This window comes from Guyparkeria hydrothermalis (assembly GCF_023555385.1).
GTDB lineage: Bacteria > Pseudomonadota > Gammaproteobacteria > Halothiobacillales > Halothiobacillaceae > Guyparkeria > Guyparkeria hydrothermalis_A.
Window position 1 is genome coordinate 322,012 of the sequence record NZ_JAJSED010000001.1, and the last position, 18,048, is coordinate 340,059.

The following is an 18,048-nucleotide window of genomic DNA, read 5'->3' on the forward strand; positions in this document are numbered from 1 at the left end:
GCCATGAGTTTCAACTACGCGAGTTCCACTGCGGTCTGCTTCGCCACACTCGGCCACGAGAAGCCCTGGTCGCTCGAGGCCTACCTCGAGTCCGGCGGCTACCAGGCCTGGAAGAAGATCCTCGAGGAGAAGACCGACCCGGCGCTGATCATCGAGGAGATCAAGACCTCCAACCTGCGTGGTCGCGGCGGGGCGGGCTTCCCCACCGGCCTCAAGTGGTCGTTCATGCCGCGCAACGCCCCGGGCCAGAAGTACATCGTCTGCAACTCGGACGAATCCGAGCCGGGCACCTTCAAGGATCGCCAGATCCTGATGAACAACCCGCACGCGCTGGTCGAGGGCATGGCCATCGCCGGTTACGCCATCGGCGCCACCAAGGGCTACAACTACATGCGCGGCGAGTTCTCGGACCTGGTCTTCCAGCGCTTCGAGCAGGCCGTCAAGGAAGCCTACGAGTACGGCATGCTGGGCGAGAACGTCCAGGGCTCGGGCATCGACTTCGACCTGTGGGGCTCGCTGGGTGCGGGCGCCTACATCTGCGGCGAGGAAACCGCGCTCTTGGAATCGCTCGAGGGCAAGAAGGGCCAGCCGCGCTTCAAGCCGCCGTTCCCGGCCAACTTCGGCCTCTACGGCCGACCGACCACGGTCAACAACACCGAGACCCTGTCCTCGGTGCCGGCAATCATGCGCAACGGCGGCCAGTGGTTCGCCGACCTCGGCGTGCCGAACAGCGGTGGCGTGAAGATCTGGTCGGTCTCCGGCCACGTCAAGAAGCCGGGCGTGTTCGAGATCCCCATGGGCACCCCGTTCGCCGACCTGCTGGAGATGGCCGGCGGCATGCGCGGCGGCAAGAAGTGCAAGGCCGTGATCCCGGGCGGCACCTCGTCGCCGGTGATTCCGGGCGAGATCATGCTCGAGACCAACATGGACTACGACGCGATTGCCAAATCGGGCACGTTCCTGGGCTCGGGCGGGCTGATCGTCATGGACGAGGACACCTGCATGGTCAAGGCGCTGCGTCGCGTGGCGCAGTTCTACTACAAGGAATCCTGCGGCCAGTGCACGCCGTGCCGTGAAGGCACCGGCTGGCTGTACCGCATGCTCAACCGCATCATCGACGGCAAGGGCACGTCGGAGGACCTCGATCGCCTCGACGACGTGGCCAGCAAGATCGAGGGACGCACCATCTGCGCCTTCGGCGATGCGGCAGCGACTCCGGTTCGGAGCTTCATCAAGCACTTCCGACCGGAATTCGAGTACTACATCAAGCACGGCCACAGCATGGTGGACCGCACCTCCCAGGCGGCCTGAGTCCGGCCATGCGAGCAGGTTTCCCGGTATGAGTGACGAGAAGATTACCTTTGAAGTCGACGGCATGAGCCTCCAGGGCAGTCCTGGAGACATGCTGATCGAGGTGACCGACAAGGCGGGGATCAACATCCCGCGCTTCTGCTATCACCGCAAGCTCTCGATCGCGGCCAACTGCCGCATGTGCCTGGTGGAGGTCGAACGGGCACCCAAGCCGTTGCCGGCCTGCTCGACGCCGATCTCCGAGGGCATGAAGGTCTCCACGCGCAGCCCCAAGGCGATCAGCGCCCAGCGTTCGACCATGGAGTTCCTGCTGATCAACCACCCGCTGGACTGCCCGATTTGCGACCAGGGCGGTGAGTGCGAGCTGCAGGACGTGGCCATGGGCTACGGCGAAGGCGTCGGTCAGTACTCCGAGGCCAAGCGCGTGGTCAAGGACAAGGACATTGGCCCGCTGATCGCGACCGACATGACCCGCTGCATCCACTGCACCCGTTGCGTGCGCTTCGGCGAGGAGATCGCCGGCTTGAAGGAGCTGGGGGCAACCGGTCGTTCCGATCAGATGGAGATCGGCACCTACATCTCCAAGAGCGTGACCTCCGAGCTTTCGGGGAACGTCATCGACCTGTGCCCGGTCGGTGCGCTGACCGCCAAGCCGTCGCGCTACACCCATCGCCCGTGGGAGCTGGTGCAGCACAAGCACCTGTCCACGCATGACGCCTTCGGCTCGAACCTCTACGTTCACACCCGTGAAGGGCAGGTGATGCGGACCGTCCCGCGCGACAACGACGCGGTCAACGAGACCTGGATCGCCGACCGTGATCGCTTTGCGTACACGGGACTGTTCACCGAGGACCGCCTGACCCGTCCGATGGTCAAGCGTGACGGCGAGTGGGTCACCACCAGCTGGGAAGAGGCGCTGGAAACCGCCGCCCGCGGCATTCAGGAAATCGTCAACCAACAGGGGCCGTCCGCCTTTGGTGCGCTGGTCTCTCCGAATGCGAGCCTGGAGGAGCAGTACCTTACTGCCCGCATCGTGCGCGGCATGGGGTCTAACAACATCGATCACCGCCTGCGTCAGGTCGACTTCTCCGGTGACGCCGACGATCCGGTCATGCCGTGGCTTGGCATGGACATCCCGGCGATCGCCGAGCTCGACGCCGGCCTGACGGTCGGTATGGCTGTCCGCGAGGAGGTGCCGCTGTTCGGTCATCGCCTGCGCCAGGCGGCCCTGAACAAGGGCGCGAAGCTGACGCTGGTGCACCCGTTCGAGCAGGGCCTGACATTCCCGGCCCGCCAGGTCCCGAGTCGCATGGACGAGGGCGGCGAACTGGGTACGCTGCTGGCGCTGGTCAAGGCGGCCGGCGGCGAGATCCCGGCCAACCTGGCCGACTACCCGGTGGCGAACGTTGAAGACGCGAGCGCCATCGTGTCCGAACTCAAGGACGGCGAATCGGCAGCGATCTTCCTCGGCGCAGTCGCGCAGAACGCGCCGGAGTTCGCTGCGATCCGGGCCGTGGCTACCGAACTGGCGCGCCTGGCCGGTGCCCAGCTCGGCCTGGTCGCTCAGGGCGGGAACGCCGCCGGCGCCTGGCTCGCCGGTGCCGTGCCGCATCGCGCGGCCGGTGGTGCCGAGGCGGTCGGCCAGGGTCGCAATGCCGCGGAACTGTTGGCAGAACCGTGTCAGGCGATGATCCTCGAAGGGATCGAGCCCGAGCATGATTCCGCCGCTGGCCAGGCGGCACTCGCAAGCCTCGAGAAAGCCGAGTGCGTCATCGCCATCACCAGCTACGTGACGCCGGCAATGAAGCGGTATGCGGACGTGCTGCTGCCGATGGGCACGGCCGTCGAGACGGCCGGCACCTGGGTCAACGGCGAGGGTCGCTGGCAGTCGGTCAACGGCACGGTACGTGCGCTGGGCGAATCCCGTCCGGCGTGGAAGATCCTGCGCGTGCTGGGCAACCTTCTCGACCTCAACGGCTTCGACTACATGGCCGCAACCGAGGTGCGTCGCGAGATCCAGTCGCATTGCCAGGAAGTCGCACTCGAGAACAAGACAGCAGGCCTCGACAAAGCGCACTTCAAGCTGCCCGCCAAGCCGGCCGGGCAGGGCGGCTACCAACGCATCGCACCGGTGGCGATGTACGGTATCGATCCGGTCATCCGCCGGTCGGGCGCGCTGCAGGCCACCGAGAAGGCCGAGCTGCAGCGCCACGTGCTGGTCAACCCGGCCGATGCCGAGCGCGAGGGCTGGGAAGACGACATGACAGCGGCGATCGAGCAGGATGGCGTACGCGTCGAACTGCCGATCCGCGTCGATTATCGCGTCACGCCGGGCAGCGTGGTGGTCTTCAGTGGCGCGCACGCCGGTGAACTGGCGCCGCGCGCCGGCAAGGTCGAAATCAACGTGGAGGTCGCCGCATGATCACCGAATGGCTTTCCCCGGTCATCGGCTGGATGTCGCCGGATTGGCAGTACCTCGTGGTTCACGTGCTGCTGACGCTGGTGATCATGATGCCGATCATCGTCGCGGTGGCCTACCTGACGCTCGCCGAGCGCAAGGTGATCGGCTACATGCACGTGCGCATCGGCCCCAACCGGGTCGGACCGCGCGGCTTGTTCCAGCCGTTCGCGGATGTCTTCAAGCTGATGTTCAAGGAAGTCATCACGCCGTCAGTCGCGAACAAGTTCATCTTCTATCTCGCCCCGATCCTGATCCTGGTCGCGGCATTGGTCGCCTGGGCCGTGATTCCGTTCGACGACGGCTGGGTGCTGGCCGACATCAACGCCGGTCTGCTGTACGTGCTGGCGATCGGCGCGGCCGGTGTCTACGGCGTGATACTCGCCGGCTGGGCTTCCAACTCGAAGTACGCGCTGCTCGGCGGCATGCGCTCGGCAGCACACAAGGTCGCCTACGAGCTGGCGATGGGCTTCGCGCTGGTCGGCGTGCTGATGGCATCCGGCAGCCTGAACCTCTCCGAGATTGTGCGCGGTCAGGAAGGCAGCATCCTGCACTGGTACTGGTTGCCGCTGTTGCCGATGTTCGTCGTTTACTTCGTCTCCGGCGTGGCCGAGACCAACCGGGCGCCGTTCGATATTTCGGAGGGTGAGTCGGAGATCGTCGCCGGTTTCCACGTCGAGTACTCCGGCATCGCGTTTGCGCTGTTCATGCTGGCCGAGTACGCGAGCATGATCCTGATCTCAGCTCTCGCTGCGGTGATGTTCCTGGGTGGCTGGCTGTCGCCGTTCCAGGGCACATTCCTCGGCCCGATGTTCTCCTTCGTGCCGGGGATCGTCTGGTTCCTGCTCAAGATCTCATTCCTGCTGTTCGTGTTCATCTGGTTCCGTGCGACGTTCCCGCGCTTCCGCTACGACCAGATCATGCGACTGGGCTGGAAGGTATTCATCCCGGTGACGATCCTGTGGATCGCGGTGGAAGGTGTCTTCCACTATTTCCAAGTCGGTCCGTGGTTCTAAGGGGGCGATGCAATGAACGCCATCAAGCATTTCTTCAAGACCTGGTTCCTCTGGGAGCTGTTCCTCGGTATGTCGGTGACCGGCAAGTACTTCTTCGGTCACAAGTACACCGTGCAGTACCCGGAAGAGAAGACCCCGCAATCGCCGCGTTTCCGTGGCCTGCACGCCCTGCGTCGCTACGCCAACGGCGAGGAGCGCTGCATCGCCTGCAAACTGTGCGAGGCGGTCTGCCCGGCACTGGCGATCACGATCGAGTCGGAGCAGCGCGACGACGGTACCCGCCGGACGACCCGCTACGACATCGACCTGTTCAAGTGCATTTACTGCGGCTTCTGCGAGGAGGCCTGTCCGGTAGATTCAATTGTCGAAACAAGGGTTTACGAGTACCACTTCGAGAATCGTGGCGAAAACATCATGACCAAGGACAAGCTCCTCGAGATTGGTGATCGCCTGGAATCGCAGATTGCGGCAGACCGCCTGGCGGACGCTGCCTACCGCTAAGCATCGAGTGGCGCGGCGTGGTAACGTCTCGCCCGCGCTTGCGGCGAAACAATAACGAATGAAACAACGGTCAACCGGCTTTGGGGCGGTGCACCCGCTCCCAGCAGAAGGATAGTCATGTCGCTCTATCAGATCCTTTTCTACGTGTTCGCCTCGGTCGCGGTGATTGCCGCGATCCGGGTGGTGACGGTCAGGAACCCGGTGCATGCCGCGCTGTTCCTGGTGCTGACCTTCTTTTCCACCGCGCTCGTCTGGGTGCTGATGGAGGCCGAGTTCCTCGGTATCGTGCTGCTGCTGGTCTACGTCGGCGCCGTGATGGTGCTGTTCCTGTTCGTCGTGATGATGCTCGACGTCAATATCGCGCCGCTACGTGAAGGCTTCATCAAGAATCTGCCGGTGGGCGTGTTCGTCGCGCTCGTCATGATCGTCGAACTGGCGCTGATCCTTGGTCCGGCGAGCTTCGGTCTCGATATCTATCCGGCGCCCGAGGCGGCCCCGGCCGGTACGGGCAACACGCTGGCGATCGGCCAGGTGCTGTACACCAAGTTCGTCTATCCGTTCGAGATCGCCGCGTTCATCCTGCTGGTGGCGATCGTCGCGGCCATCGCGCTGGCCCATCGCCGTCGCCCGGGCGTGCATTACCAGGACATCGACGCGCAGGTGCGGGTCCGTGCCGAGGATCGCGTCCGTATTGCCGAGCTGGATGCCGACAAGACCCGTCGTGGCGATCTGTCCGGCGAGACTTCAGACCAACAGGATAAGGAAACGTCATGATCAGCCTGTCCGAATTCCTGATCTTCGGCGGCCTGCTGTTCTCGATCAGCGTCGCCGGCATCTTCCTCAACCGCAAGAACGTGCTCGTGCTGCTGATGGCGATCGAGCTGATGCTTCTGGCGGTGAACGTGAACTTCGTGGCGTTCTCGCATTTCTCCGGCGACATCGACGGTCAGGCGTTCGTCTTCTTCGTCCTGACCGTGGCCGCGGCCGAAGCGGCCATCGGCCTGGCGATCCTGGTAACGCTGTTCCGCAACCGGCGCACGATCAACGTCGAAGACCTGACCGAGATGAAGGGCTGATTCAATGGAAAAGGTTTATCTTGCCGTCGTACTTGCCCCGCTGATCGCCTCGATCATCGCGGGCCTGTTCGGACGACAGATCGGTCGGTCCGGTGCTCACTGGGTAACCATCATCGGCGTGGCGATTGCGCTGGCCGCGTCCGCCTACGCGTTCTACATGCATGTCTTCGGTGGGCTGCCGACCTTCGATGGGGCGGTGTACACCTGGATCGCTTCCGACATGTTCACCTTCGAGATCGGTTTCCTGATCGACCATCTCACGGTGATGATGATGCTGGTGGTGACCGCCGTCTCGCTGATGGTGCACATCTACACCATCGGCTACATGCACGATGATCCCGGTTACCAGCGCTTCTTCAGCTACATCTCGCTGTTCACCTTCTCCATGCTGATGCTGGTGATGTCGAACAACCTGTTGCAGCTGTTCTTCGGCTGGGAAGCGGTCGGCCTGGTCTCCTACCTGCTGATCGGCTTCTGGTACAAGCGCGAGTCGGCGATCTTCGCCAACCTCAAGGCGTTCCTGGTCAACCGCGTGGGCGACTTCGGCTTCCTGCTCGGGATTGCCGCGATCCTGATGTACGCCGACACGCTCGACTACGCCACGTTCTTTGAGCGGCTGCCGGAGCTGGCCGACATCAAGGTCGAGTACTGGCCGGGCGTGGAGTGGTCGCTGGTCACCGTGATCTCGATCCTGCTGTTCATCGGCGCGATGGGCAAGTCGGCGCAGGTGCCGCTGCACGTGTGGCTACCGGACTCGATGGAAGGCCCGACGCCGATCTCCGCGCTGATCCACGCGGCCACCATGGTGACCGCTGGCATCTTCATGGTCGCGCGCTTCTCGCCGCTGTTTGAGCTCTCCGATGCCGCGCTGTCGTTCATCCTCGTCATCGGTGCGGTCACCGCGCTGTCGATGGGCCTGCTGGGTATCGTCCAGCACGACATCAAGCGAGTCGTGGCCTACTCGACGCTCTCGCAGCTCGGTTACATGACCGTTGCACTGGGCGTGTCGGCCTACAGCCCGGCGCTGTTCCACCTGATGACTCACGCCTTCTTCAAGGCACTGCTGTTCCTCGCGGCCGGCTCGGTGATCATCGCGATGCATCACGAGCAGGACATCCGCAAGATGGGCGGCCTGGCGAAGAAGATGCCGATCACCTTCATCACATTCCTGATCGGGGCACTGGCGTTGATCGGCTTCCCGGGTACCGCCGGTTTCTACTCCAAGGAGTCGATCATCTACGCGGTGCAGGCCTCGACGCTGCCGGGTGCGACCTTCGCCTACTGGGCCGTGTTCGCCGGCGTGTTCGTGACCGCCTTCTACACCTTCCGCATGTTCTTCCTGGTGTTCTTCGGCGAGCCGCGGATGAGCCAGAAGGAGTACGACCACGTCAAGGAAACGCCGAAGGTGGTCACCGTGCCGCTGATGCTGCTGGCCGTGCCGTCCCTGATCGTGGGCTTTATCGTGATCGAGCCGATGCTTTACGGCACGTTCTTCGACGACTCGCTGCGCGTGTTGGCAACCCACGGCGCCATGGCGGCGATCGAAGCGAAGTTCAACGGCGCCTGGGCGATGTTCACCCACGGCTGGGTCACGCCGGTGGTCTGGATGGCGCTGGGCGGTGTCGCGCTCGCGGCGGTCATGTATCTCGCCATGCCGAAGGTGCTGCCGCCGCTGTTCGCCCGCGTCTTCGCCTGGCCCAAGCGGATCATGGAGCAGGGCTACGGCTTCGATGGGTTCAACAATGCCGTGATTGCCGGTGGCTCGCGCCTGCTGGGGCGTGGCCTGTGGCAGGTCGGTGACGTGCGTGCCATCGACGGACTCGTCGTCAACGGGTCGGCTGCCGTGGTGGGTTATCTGGCGCGCACCTGGCGGCTGATCCAGACCGGCTACCTGTACCACTATGCGTTCGTCATGATCCTCGGACTGATCGGGCTGTTGACCTGGATCGTGTTCGTCGGCGCGTAACACCCCATAGATAACAAGCGAAGGATAACGGTTCGATGCTGACCTCCTGGCCGATACTGAGCCTGCTCGTCTGGTTGCCGATCGCGGCAGGCCTTGCCGTGATGCTGTTCGGCGAGCGGCGTGCGGATTCCGCCCGCTGGTTCGCCCTGATCGTGTCCGTGGCGGTCTTCGTGATCAGCCTGGGCCTGATCCTGGGCTTCAACACGCAGACCGCGGCGATGCAGTTCGTCGAGCACGTGCCCTGGATCCCGGCGTTCGGCATCAACTACGCACTGGGGATCGACGGCATTTCCATGCCGCTGATCGTGCTGACCACCTTCACCACCATCCTGGTCGTCGTTGCCGCCTGGGAAGTGATCAAGGACAAGGCGCACCAGTACCTCGCGGCCTTCCTGATCATGGAAGGGATGATGAACGGCACCTTCGCCGCAATGGACGCCATCGTCTTCTACTTCTTCTTCGAAGGCATGCTGATCCCGATGTTCATCATCATCGGTATCTGGGGCGGTCCGCGCCGGGTGTACGCGACGATCAAGTTCTTCCTGTACACCTTCCTCGGCTCGGTGTTCATGCTGGTCGCGCTGATCTACATGTACTTCCAGTCGGGCAGCTTCGCCATTCCGGTGCTCCACGATCTGCCGCTGACCCTGACCGAGCAGATCCTGATCTTCCTGGCGTTCCTGATTGCCTTCGCGGTCAAGATCCCGATGTGGCCGGTGCACACCTGGCTGCCGGATGCCCACGTCGAGGCGCCGACCGGCGGTTCGGTGATCCTGGCGGCGATCATGCTCAAGATCGGCGGTTACGGCTTCCTGCGCTTTTCGCTGCCGATGACGCCAGACGCGGCCGCCGAGCTCGACTGGCTGATGATCTTCCTGTCCCTGGTCGCGATCGTCTACATCGGCTTCGTCGCCATGGTCCAGTCCGACATGAAGAAGCTGGTCGCCTACTCGTCGATCTCGCACATGGGCTTCGTCACGCTCGGCATATTCGTGATCTTCATGATCGTCGCCAACCCGGCCAACACCTCGGCCAGCGGCGTGACCCTGGCGCTGGAAGGCGCGATGGTGCAGATGATCTCGCACGGCCTGATCTCGGCGGCGATGTTCCTCTCGATCGGCGTCCTGTATGACCGCCTGCATAGTCGCGAGATCTCCGCCTATGGCGGCGTGGTCAACACCATGCCGTGGTTCGGCGCGCTGGTCGTGGTGTTCGCCATGGCCAACGTCGGCCTGCCGGGCACCTCGGGCTTCGTCGGCGAGTTCATGGTGATCCTCGCCTCGTTCAAGGCGAGCTTCTGGATCGCCCTGATCGCGGCGCTGACCCTGATCATCGGCGCGGCCTACACGCTGTGGATGGTCAAGCGCGTCATCTTCGGCGAGGTGAAGAACGAGGGCGTCAAGACGCTCGACGACCTCAACTTCCGCGAGGCCTGGGTGCTGGGCGTGCTCGCCTTCCTGATCGTCCTGATCGGCGTCTGGCCGAACCCGCTGGTCGAGGTCATGCATGCCTCGATCGAGAACCTGGCGCAACAGGCGCTGACCACCAAGTTGTAAGACGTTCCCTATGACACTCGCCTCACTGAACCTGCAACCGGTCCTGCCCGAAATCGTCCTCGCGGCGATGGCCTGCCTGATTCTGCTCGTCGACCCGTTTCTGCCCAAGCGCGGTCCTACGGTCAGCTATGCACTGTCGCTGCTGACGCTCGTCGCCCTGTTCGTCATCACGCTGCTGCAGATGGACGACAGCGTGCGGATGAGTTTCGGCGGCATGGTGGTCAACGATCCGATGGCCGACGTGATGAAGCTCGCGATCTACGTGCTGGTTGCCGCCGTGCTGGTCATGTCTCGCACCTACCTGCGCCAGCGCGGCATCGACAAGGGCGAGTACTACATGCTCGGCCTGTTCGGCGTGCTGGGAATGATGATCACCATCTCCTCGAATCACCTGCTGCTGCTCTACCTCGGCCTCGAGCTGCTCTCGCTGGCGATGTACGCGATGACGGCCTTCAAGCGCGACGATGGCCGTGCCTCCGAGGCGGCGATGAAGTACTTCGTCCTCGGCGCGCTGGCGTCGGGCATCCTGCTGTACGGCATGTCGCTGCTCTACGGCGTCACCGGTGACCTCACCCTGACCGCCATCGCCGACAGTGTAGCCGGCGGCGAGGACTCGATGGCGCTGAAGGCCGCCGTGGTGCTGATCGTGGTGGGTGCGGTGTTCAAGATGGGTATCGCTCCGTTCCACATGTGGCTGCCGGACGTCTACGAGGGCGCGCCGACCGCGGTGACGCTCTACCTGGCCGCCGCACCGAAGATTGCCGCCCTGGCGCTGGTCATGCGCCTGCTGGTCGATGGCATGGGGCCGCTGTTCAGTGACTGGCAGCCGATGCTGATCGTGGTGGCGATGCTGTCGATGGCGATCGGCAACGTGGTCGCGATCGCGCAGACCAGCTTCAAGCGGATGCTGACCTACTCGACCATCGGTCACGTCGGCTTCATCCTGCTGGGCGTGCTCGCCGGCACCAACGAGGGCTACGCTGCGGCGCTGTTCTACACCATCGCCTACGCGGTGATGACCATCGGCGGCTTCGGCATCATCCTGCTGCTCGCTCGCCAGGGCTTCGAGGCCGAGAGCCTCGAGGACCTCAAGGGCCTGAACGACCGCAGCCCGGTGATGGCGTTCGTCTTCCTGCTGCTGATGTTCTCCATGGCCGGCATCCCGTTCACCTTCGGCTTCTGGGCCAAGCTTGCGGTGCTGCAGTCGATTGTGGGTATCGGTCTGTGGTGGCTTGCGATTTTCGCGGTGATTACCGCGGTCATCGGGGCGTTCTACTACCTGCGTGCCGTGAAGATGGTCTATTTCGACCAGCCCGCCGATACCAGCCCGATCCAGGCCGATGCCAACGTGCGTGGTGTTCTGGCGCTGAGCGGGGCGTCCATGCTCATCTTCGGCCTCTATCCGACCGGCCTGACGGCGCTGACTGCCGGCGCTTTCGGGCTCTGATTCACCGCGCAAACGCGACGAGGTTCCCATGATTGCCGACTCGATCGTCATCAGCTATCTGATCGGGCTGTTCGTGTTGGCGAACCTGCCGTTCGTCAACCAGCGCCTGTTCCTGGTTATCCGTGTCGCCGAACCGGGCCGGCAGAAGTCGTTCTGGTGGCGCATCGTCGAGTGGCTGATCTACTTCGTGCTGGGCATGAGCGCCGGCCTGTATATCGAGTACACCATCGGTGGCATCGAGCCGAAAGGCTGGGAGTTCTGGGCGATCTCCTCCTGCATCTTCGCGGTGTTCTCGGTGGTGGGCTTCATCTGGCAGTACCAGCTACGAAAGCACCTGCAGATCTAGATTTCCAGGGGAGCGAGCAACGAAAAAGGCGGCCGACGCATGACGCGGGCCGCCTTTTTGCTGTCCGAGTGGGGGCGTCAGGCCTGTCGCAACAGCCGCTGCGCGCCCTCGACGTACTTGCCGCGCTGGAACAGCAGGCGCCAGCGACGTCCGCCCACCTGGTCGAACAGGATGGTCGCCCGTACGCCGGCGAGCAGCAGGGCGCGAACGCTGGATGAGACCTGCATGTCCTCGAGGTGGTGCTTCTCGCCGTTGATGACGAACTTCTGTGGCAACTGGCTGAGCGTCGACCGATAGAGGTTGTTCAGGTCGGAAAGCAGGCCCGTGTCCGCGCCGTGCTCGCGGTAGCTCGGCTCAAGCTCTTCGAGCCGCTGGAACAGCTTCCCGCCCATCTCGGCGTCGTTACGGAATGCCTTGGTCACCGCGAACAGGGTGACGACGTAACGTGTCAGCTCGAGGTCACGCGGCGCGCGCGAATTGCCGGCGAGCAGTTCGGCCAGCCGTTTCAGGCCGAAGCGCACGCCCGAGAGGCCGCCGTAGATGCTGGCCGTGTCCGGTGCATCGAAGGCGAACAGCGAGCCGATACTGGCTTCCAACGCATCGCGGTCGGCGACGCGCCCCTCGTAGGCGAGCGTCTGGATCAGCTGGACGGCCTGTGTCATTCCGGCCATCGCGATGATGTGGTCGTCGATATTTCGCGCCATCGATTCGGTTCGTGTCGTGGGGAATGAATTCAGCCGTCGGGCAGGGCGCGGGTGATCACCGCGCCGCCGAGGCACACCGGCCCATCATAGAACACCACGGACTGGCCGGGGGTGATCGCCCGCTGCGCCTGCTCGAACGTGGCGACCAGGCGGTCGCCTTGTTGCTCGAAGCTCACCGCCTGGTCGGGCTGCCGGTAGCGGATTTTGGCAGTCAGCGGACGGTCGTTCGGCGGGGGCTCGATCCAGTGCACTTGTTCGGCCTCGAGCCGGTGGGCGAACAGGGCTGGGTGATTCTTGCCCTGCACGACCAGCAGGGTGTTGCTGTCGAGATCCTTGCCGGACACGTACCAGGGCGCGTCGCCGTGGCTCTTGGTGCCGCCGATGCCCAGGCCCTGGCGCTGACCGATGGTGTGGTACATCAGCCCCTGATGGGTGCCGAGACGCTCGCCGTTGAGTGTCTCGATCGGTCCCGGCTGAGCAGGCAGGTAGTTCTTAAGGAAATCGGCGAAACGCCGCTCGCCGATGAAGCAGATCCCGGTCGAGTCCTTCTTGCCCGCCGTGATCAGGTCGTGCTCGGCGGCGATCTCGCGCACGCGGGGCTTTTCCAGTTCGCCCACCGGGAAATAGGCCGATCCGACCTGTTCGCGGGTCAGGGCGTGCAGGAAGTAGCTCTGGTCCTTGTTCTCGTCCAGGCCGCGGCCCAGGCGCGGGCCGGCCGGGCCTTCGAGCCGCCGGGCGTAGTGGCCGGTAGCGATGGCATCGGCGCCCAGCGATCGCGCATGGTCGAGGAAGGCGCGGAACTTGATCTCGCGGTTGCAGAGGATGTCCGGGTTGGGCGTGCGCCCGGCCTGGTATTCGTGGAGGAAATGCTCGAATACCCGGTCCCAGTACTCGCTGGCGAAGTTGACGTAGTGGAACTCGATGCCGAGCTTGTCGGCCACCGCCATGGCATCGAGCATGTCCTCCTTGGCCGCGCAGTACTCGTCATCGTCGTCGCCCTCCCAGTTCTTCATGAACAGGCCCTCGACGCGGTAGCCGGCCTCCTTGAGGAGCAGGGCGGCCACGGAGGAATCCACGCCGCCAGACATGCCCACCATGATGCGCGGGGCGTCGGCCGGGGCCGGCGGGATGAGGTTTTCCAGAGTCGTGTCGGTCATCGGATCGAGTGCAGCAGGTCGAGGGGGTAGCGGCGCCCCTGTTCGAAGTCGCGGATTGCCGCGGTGACGAACGGCGAGCGATGCGGCAGGGCCGAGCGCTCGATCGCCTCGCGTCCCATGAAGTGGGCAGCGAGGATGCCCTCGTCGAGCGGCTCGTCGTCCGCCTCGCCGATCTCGCCGACGATGGCCACGCGCAGCACGCGTCGCCCCTCCCCGGGGTTGTCGTGGTACAGCCCGAGCAGTTCGGTCGGCTCGAAGGCAAAGCGGGTCTCTTCGCGTACCTCGCGGATTACCGCCTCGATCAGGGTCTCGCCGGGCTCGACGTGGCCGGCGGGCTGGTTGAGGTAGCGCTGGCCACGGACGGTCTCCTCGACGATCAGGTATTCGTCGTCGCGGCGGGCGATGCCGGCGACGGTTAGCGAGACGAGCGGGCGGTCGGCGGATACAGGCATGAGATCAGTATATCGTCCGGGGAAGAGGGCGGGTCAGAGGTCCTGCTCGCGGCGGGCCTTCCAGTCGTAGAGCAGGTCCAGTGCCGCCTTCGGGGTCAGACCGTCCGGATCCAACTCGTCCAGCGCCTCGAGCAAGGGGTCGGGTTCCGGCTCGACGGTCTCCGCGACCGGCTCGGCGGCGAACAGGTCGAGTTGCGGCGCCTCGGTCCCGGCATGGGACTGCCATTCCAGTTTTTCAAGCAGCCCGCGCGCCCGGCGGATGGTGGGACGGGGCAGCCCGGCGAGCTTGGCGACATCGATGCCGTAGCTCTGGTTTGCCGGGCCGTCCTTCACCCCGTGCAGGAACACCAGCTCGCCCTGGTGGGTGATCGCCTCCAGATGCACGTTCACCAGTGTCTCGAACTGCTCGGCCAGTGTGGTCAGCTCGAAGTAGTGGGTAGCGAACAGCGTCATCGCCCGGTTCTTGTTGAGCAGGTGCTCGGCGACCGCCCAGGCGAGCGCCAGCCCGTCGAAGGTCGAGGTGCCGCGGCCGATCTCGTCGATCAACACCAGTGAGCGATCGGTGGCGTGATGCAGGATCTCGGCGGTCTCGGTCATCTCGACCATGAAGGTCGATCGTCCCGAGGCCAGATCGTCCGAGGCACCGATGCGGGTGAAGATCCGGTCGATCGGACCGATGGTCGCCGATTGGGCCGGCACGTGGGCGCCGGCATGCGCCAGCAGCACGATCAGCGCGGTCTGGCGCATGTAGGTCGACTTGCCGCCCATGTTCGGGCCGGTGATCAACAGCATGCGCCGGTCGGGGCCCAGACCCGCATCGTTGGGGACGAACACGGCGTCGCTGTTGGCCTCGACCACCGGGTGACGGCCCTGCACGATCTCGATGCCGACCTCGTCCCAGAAGCGTGGCGCGGTCCACTGCTGGCGCTCGGCGACATCGCTCAGCGCGGCGAGCGTGTCGAGGTCGGCCAGGGCATCCGCGCGACGGCGTAGCTCGGCCTGGCAGGTGGTCAGTCGGTGAAGCAGATCGTTGAAGCACTCGCGCTCGCGGGCCAGCGCCTTGTCGCGGGCGGTCAGTACTTCCTGCTCGAAGGTCTTGAGGGTCTCGTTGGTGTAGCGCTCGACCGATTTGAGCGTCTGGCGGCGGGTGAAGGTCTCGGGCATGCGCGCCGACTGGCTGCGCGGCACCTCGAAGTAGTAGCCGTGAACGCGGTTGTAGGCGAGCTTGAGGTTCTCGATGCCGGACTGGCGGCGGGCATCCTCCTCCATGGCCGTGAGCGTCGTGTCGGCGCGTTCCGACAGCCCGCGCAGCCGGTCGAGCTCCTCGTCGAAGCCGCTGGCGATCACCCCACCGTCGCGCAGCCACACCGAGGGCTTCTCGGCGATGGCGGCATCCAGCAGTTCGCGCACCTCCGGCAGATCGGCGAGGTTCTCCACCAGTCCGGTCAGGAGCGGCTGTTGGCAGGCCGACAGGGTGGCGGTCAGTTCGGGAAGCTGGTGCAGCGAGTCGCGCAGGGCGGCCAAGTCCCGGGGGCGGGCGGTGCCGAGCACGATGCGGGTGGTGATCCGCTCGATGTCGTTGACCTGGCGCAGCGCCTCGAACAACGGGGCGGGCAGGTCGCGCTCGCGCAGTTCGGTGATCGCCTGGTGGCGGGCGGCCAGCCGGCCGTGCTCGCGCAGCGGCCTGGCGAGCCATTCGCGCAGCCGCCGGGCACCCATGCCGGTGGCAGTGCGGTCGAGCAGGCCGATCAGCGCGCCCTCGGGGCGCCCCTGGCTGTCCTCGAACAGCTCCAGGTGCCGGCGGGTGTGCACGTCGAGCAGCAGCGCATCGTTGGTCTGTTCGACGGACAGCCCGTTTATATGGCCGATGCGGGTCTTTTGCGTGTCGTTGACGTACTGCCACAGGGCACCGGCGGCCCCGAGCGCGGCATCAAGCGCCTCGCGGTTGTCGGCGTGCACGCCGAAGCCGGCGAGATCGCGCGTGCCGAACTGGGCGCAGAGCTGCTCCACAGCCGTGTCGGCGGCGAAGTGCCAGACCGGGCGTTGGCGCGACAGTCCGCGATCGGCAAACAGGCTGTCGGTCAGGGTCTCGAGGTTCAGCCCTTCGGCCAGCAACAGCTCGCGCGGATCGACCCGGGCGAGTTCGGTGGCCAGTTCGTCGGGCCCGGCCGGCGCCATGATGGCAAAGCGTCCGCTGGACAGATCGAGGTGCGCGAGCCCGAGGCGTTCGCGACCGCGCTTTCGCTGGCGGTGGACGGCCACCAGCCGGTGCGCCTGGCGTTGCTCGAGCAGCGCCTCGTCGGTGACCGTGCCCGGGGTGACCACCTTGACCACTTCGCGCTTCATCGGCCCCTTGGCCTGCACGTCGCCGACCTGCTCGCAGATGGCGACCGACTCGCCGGCCTTGAGCAGTCGGGCGAGATAGGACTCGTAGGCATGCACGGGCACACCGGCCATCGGGATGGGTTCGCCGGCGGAGGTCCCGCGCTGTGTCAGGGTCAGGTCGAGCAGCCGTGCTGCATGACGCGCATCCTCGAAGAACAGCTCGTAGAAGTCCCCCATGCGGTAGAACAGCAGCACGTCCGGGTATTCTTGTTTGATCCGGAGAAACTGCTGCATCATGGGCGTATGTGCGGCAAAGGCGTCGGTTTCGCCGGTCCGGTCCGGGCGGGTTTGAGGCTGCGTCGTCATGGGCCGCATTGTAACCAAAAGCGGGCTTTCGACGGGGAGCCGTGGGGAGCTCGGGGCAGGGAGCACCGCCGAATGAGTCAACGCGATACCGGGGCGGGGGAGACACCACCAAGCTGGTCGACCGAGCGAATGACCGAGGTAGGCATGGACCGCACGACTCGCGTGGCTCGTCTGGGTGATGCCCTCGAGGCGCGCGGCCGGCGGCTGGCCGTCGCGGAGTCCTGCACCGGCGGTCTGCTGGCGGCGACCCTGACAGAACAGTCCGGCAGCTCGGGCTGGTTCGAGGGCGGCTGGGTTACCTACAGCAATCGCGCCAAGCAGCGTGACCTGAATGTGCCCGGCGCGCTGTTCTCCGAGGTGGGCGCGGTCTCTCGTGAGGTAGTCACCGCGATGGCCGTCGGGGCGATCCGTCGGGCGGATGTGTCCTACTCGGTGGCGATCAGCGGCGTGGCCGGCCCCTCGGGCGGCAGCGAGGCCAAGCCGGTCGGCACCGTCTGGATCGGCTGGGGCTACTGGTCGCCGGCCGCTGCCGACGGGGGGCATCGGGAACCGCTGAGCACGTTCGCGGCCCGTTTCCGTTTCGATGGCGATCGTGCTGCCGTGCGCGAGTCCGCCGTGGACGTGGCGCTTCGCGGCCTGTGCGCACACCTTTCCGGCGAGACATGGGACGAGGCGGCGGCCGCTCGCTGGTCGAAAGCGTTCTGGCCCACCGCCGGCCTGAAAATGTAGGAGCTCGGCCCTAGGCAGGCCCTGGTCCGGTAGGCTGAGGAATGGACATGAATATCGATCTCGCGACCAATCGGCTGGACTCGGTGCCGTATATCGCCTCGCCGAACTGCGATGCCCGTCCACGCGACGAGCGGATTGAGCTGGTCGTGGTGCATGCCATGTCGCTGCCGCCGGGGGAATTCGGCGGCACGGCGATCGAGCGCTTCTTCACCAACAGCCTCGACCCCGCCGAGCACCCGTACTTCGAGACCATTCGTGACTTGCGGGTTTCCGCGCACGTGGTGATCTACCGTGATGGCGTGATCAAGCAGTTTGTGCCGTTCGATCGACGAGCGTGGCACGCGGGCGAATCGCGATTTGGTGAGCGGACCCGCTGCAACGATTTTTCCATCGGTATCGAGCTGGAGGGCACCGATACCGAGCCGTTCACCAGCGTCCAGTACGAGGCGCTTGGCAAGGTGCTGGCTGCAATCCGGCAGGCCTATCCCACCGTGCATGCCGTGCGCGGGCACAGCGATATCGCGCCGGGGCGCAAGACCGACCCCGGCCCGGCATTCGACTGGGGCCACCTGGCTTCCCGGTTGCCCGATGGCATGTCGACGGCCTGAGCATGCCGATTCCACCACGACAGACAGGGG

16 protein-coding genes are annotated in these 18,048 nt (G+C 65.0%); 12 read left to right on the plus strand and 4 right to left on the minus strand.

The window, feature by feature from the left end; translation table 11 throughout:
* The first annotated feature begins 3 nt into the window (after positions 1-3).
* From nuoF to LV476_RS01665, 10 genes are all read left to right on the plus strand, one after another.
* Positions 4-1,311, plus strand: a complete 1,308-nt coding sequence (gene nuoF, locus LV476_RS01620) for an NADH-quinone oxidoreductase subunit NuoF (RefSeq protein ID WP_250072626.1) — start codon at positions 4-6, stop codon at positions 1,309-1,311.
* A 28-nt stretch (positions 1,312-1,339) separates the two neighbouring features.
* Positions 1,340-3,733, plus strand: a complete 2,394-nt coding sequence (nuoG, locus tag LV476_RS01625; RefSeq protein WP_250072628.1) for an NADH-quinone oxidoreductase subunit NuoG — start codon at positions 1,340-1,342, stop codon at positions 3,731-3,733.
* Positions 3,730-4,785 carry an NADH-quinone oxidoreductase subunit NuoH gene (gene nuoH, locus LV476_RS01630; protein WP_434062807.1) on the plus strand — a complete coding sequence of 352 codons (1,056 nt, stop codon included), beginning with the start codon at positions 3,730-3,732 and terminating at the stop codon, positions 4,783-4,785. The genes nuoG and nuoH overlap by 4 nt, the downstream gene beginning before the upstream one ends.
* A gap of 12 nt (positions 4,786-4,797) precedes the next feature.
* Positions 4,798-5,286 (plus strand): NADH-quinone oxidoreductase subunit NuoI, encoded by a 489-nt coding sequence (nuoI, locus tag LV476_RS01635; RefSeq protein WP_058575725.1) that lies wholly within the window; start codon positions 4,798-4,800, stop codon positions 5,284-5,286.
* Between the two features lie 117 nt (positions 5,287-5,403).
* Positions 5,404-6,060: an NADH-quinone oxidoreductase subunit J gene (locus LV476_RS01640; protein WP_250072630.1), complete on the plus strand. Its 657-nt coding sequence runs from the start codon at positions 5,404-5,406 to the stop codon at positions 6,058-6,060.
* Positions 6,057-6,362, plus strand: coding sequence for an NADH-quinone oxidoreductase subunit NuoK (nuoK, locus tag LV476_RS01645; RefSeq protein WP_058575727.1), 306 nt, complete (start codon positions 6,057-6,059; stop codon positions 6,360-6,362). Before LV476_RS01640 ends, nuoK begins: the two co-directional genes overlap by 4 nt.
* Before the next feature lie 4 nt (positions 6,363-6,366).
* Positions 6,367-8,328 carry an NADH-quinone oxidoreductase subunit L gene (gene nuoL / locus LV476_RS01650; RefSeq protein WP_250072631.1) on the plus strand — a complete coding sequence of 654 codons (1,962 nt, stop codon included), beginning with the start codon at positions 6,367-6,369 and terminating at the stop codon, positions 8,326-8,328.
* Between the two features lie 35 nt (positions 8,329-8,363).
* Positions 8,364-9,884, plus strand: a complete 1,521-nt coding sequence (locus LV476_RS01655; protein WP_250072632.1) for an NADH-quinone oxidoreductase subunit M — start codon at positions 8,364-8,366, stop codon at positions 9,882-9,884.
* 10 nt (positions 9,885-9,894) lie between these two features.
* Positions 9,895-11,331 carry an NADH-quinone oxidoreductase subunit NuoN gene (gene nuoN / locus LV476_RS01660; RefSeq protein ID WP_250072634.1) on the plus strand — a complete coding sequence of 479 codons (1,437 nt, stop codon included), beginning with the start codon at positions 9,895-9,897 and terminating at the stop codon, positions 11,329-11,331.
* Positions 11,332-11,359: 28 nt separating this feature from the next.
* Positions 11,360-11,677, plus strand: coding sequence for a DUF2818 family protein (locus tag LV476_RS01665; protein ID WP_250072635.1), 318 nt, complete (start codon positions 11,360-11,362; stop codon positions 11,675-11,677).
* A gap of 77 nt (positions 11,678-11,754) precedes the next feature.
* Here the strand turns inward: LV476_RS01665 and LV476_RS01670 are convergent, their stop codons facing one another.
* From LV476_RS01670 to mutS, 4 genes are read right to left on the minus strand one after another with little or no spacing between them, the layout of a single operon-like run.
* A complete protein-coding gene (locus LV476_RS01670) occupies positions 11,755-12,381 on the minus strand; it encodes a lysogenization protein HflD (RefSeq protein WP_250072637.1) in 627 nt (208 codons plus the stop codon).
* 29 nt (positions 12,382-12,410) lie between these two features.
* Entirely contained in the window at positions 12,411-13,538 is a 1,128-nt protein-coding gene (mnmA, locus tag LV476_RS01675; protein WP_250072638.1) for a tRNA 2-thiouridine(34) synthase MnmA, read from the minus strand.
* A complete protein-coding gene (locus LV476_RS01680) occupies positions 13,535-13,990 on the minus strand; it encodes an NUDIX domain-containing protein (RefSeq protein ID WP_250072640.1) in 456 nt (151 codons plus the stop codon). Before LV476_RS01680 ends, mnmA begins: the two co-directional genes overlap by 4 nt.
* A gap of 33 nt (positions 13,991-14,023) precedes the next feature.
* The gene (gene mutS / locus LV476_RS01685; protein WP_250072644.1) at positions 14,024-16,681 is read right to left on the minus strand and encodes a DNA mismatch repair protein MutS; all 2,658 of its coding nucleotides are present in this window, start codon (positions 16,679-16,681) and stop codon (positions 14,024-14,026) included.
* A gap of 72 nt (positions 16,682-16,753) precedes the next feature.
* On the opposite strand from mutS, the gene LV476_RS01690 reads away from it, so the two are divergent.
* Complete coding sequence (locus LV476_RS01690; protein WP_250072645.1) at positions 16,754-17,410, plus strand: CinA family protein; 657 nt, start codon at positions 16,754-16,756, stop codon at positions 17,408-17,410.
* Between the two features lie 47 nt (positions 17,411-17,457).
* Positions 17,458-18,018 (plus strand): 1,6-anhydro-N-acetylmuramyl-L-alanine amidase AmpD, encoded by a 561-nt coding sequence (ampD, locus tag LV476_RS01695; RefSeq protein WP_250072647.1) that lies wholly within the window; start codon positions 17,458-17,460, stop codon positions 18,016-18,018.
* Positions 18,019-18,048 lie beyond the last annotated feature (30 nt).

Coding starts and splice junctions, on each gene's coding strand:
- nuoF (WP_250072626.1), top strand. CDS start 4: ATGAGTTTCAACTACGCGAGTTCCACTGCGGTCTGCTTCGCCACACTC.
- nuoG (WP_250072628.1), top strand. CDS start 1,340: ATGAGTGACGAGAAGATTACCTTTGAAGTCGACGGCATGAGCCTCCAG.
- nuoH (WP_434062807.1), top strand. CDS start 3,730: ATGATCACCGAATGGCTTTCCCCGGTCATCGGCTGGATGTCGCCGGAT.
- nuoI (WP_058575725.1), top strand. CDS start 4,798: ATGAACGCCATCAAGCATTTCTTCAAGACCTGGTTCCTCTGGGAGCTG.
- LV476_RS01640 (WP_250072630.1), top strand. CDS start 5,404: ATGTCGCTCTATCAGATCCTTTTCTACGTGTTCGCCTCGGTCGCGGTG.
- nuoK (WP_058575727.1), top strand. CDS start 6,057: ATGATCAGCCTGTCCGAATTCCTGATCTTCGGCGGCCTGCTGTTCTCG.
- nuoL (WP_250072631.1), top strand. CDS start 6,367: ATGGAAAAGGTTTATCTTGCCGTCGTACTTGCCCCGCTGATCGCCTCG.
- LV476_RS01655 (WP_250072632.1), top strand. CDS start 8,364: ATGCTGACCTCCTGGCCGATACTGAGCCTGCTCGTCTGGTTGCCGATC.
- nuoN (WP_250072634.1), top strand. CDS start 9,895: ATGACACTCGCCTCACTGAACCTGCAACCGGTCCTGCCCGAAATCGTC.
- LV476_RS01665 (WP_250072635.1), top strand. CDS start 11,360: ATGATTGCCGACTCGATCGTCATCAGCTATCTGATCGGGCTGTTCGTG.
- LV476_RS01670 (WP_250072637.1), bottom strand. CDS start 12,381: ATGGCGCGAAATATCGACGACCACATCATCGCGATGGCCGGAATGACA.
- mnmA (WP_250072638.1), bottom strand. CDS start 13,538: ATGACCGACACGACTCTGGAAAACCTCATCCCGCCGGCCCCGGCCGAC.
- LV476_RS01680 (WP_250072640.1), bottom strand. CDS start 13,990: ATGCCTGTATCCGCCGACCGCCCGCTCGTCTCGCTAACCGTCGCCGGC.
- mutS (WP_250072644.1), bottom strand. CDS start 16,681: ATGACGACGCAGCCTCAAACCCGCCCGGACCGGACCGGCGAAACCGAC.
- LV476_RS01690 (WP_250072645.1), top strand. CDS start 16,754: ATGAGTCAACGCGATACCGGGGCGGGGGAGACACCACCAAGCTGGTCG.
- ampD (WP_250072647.1), top strand. CDS start 17,458: ATGAATATCGATCTCGCGACCAATCGGCTGGACTCGGTGCCGTATATC.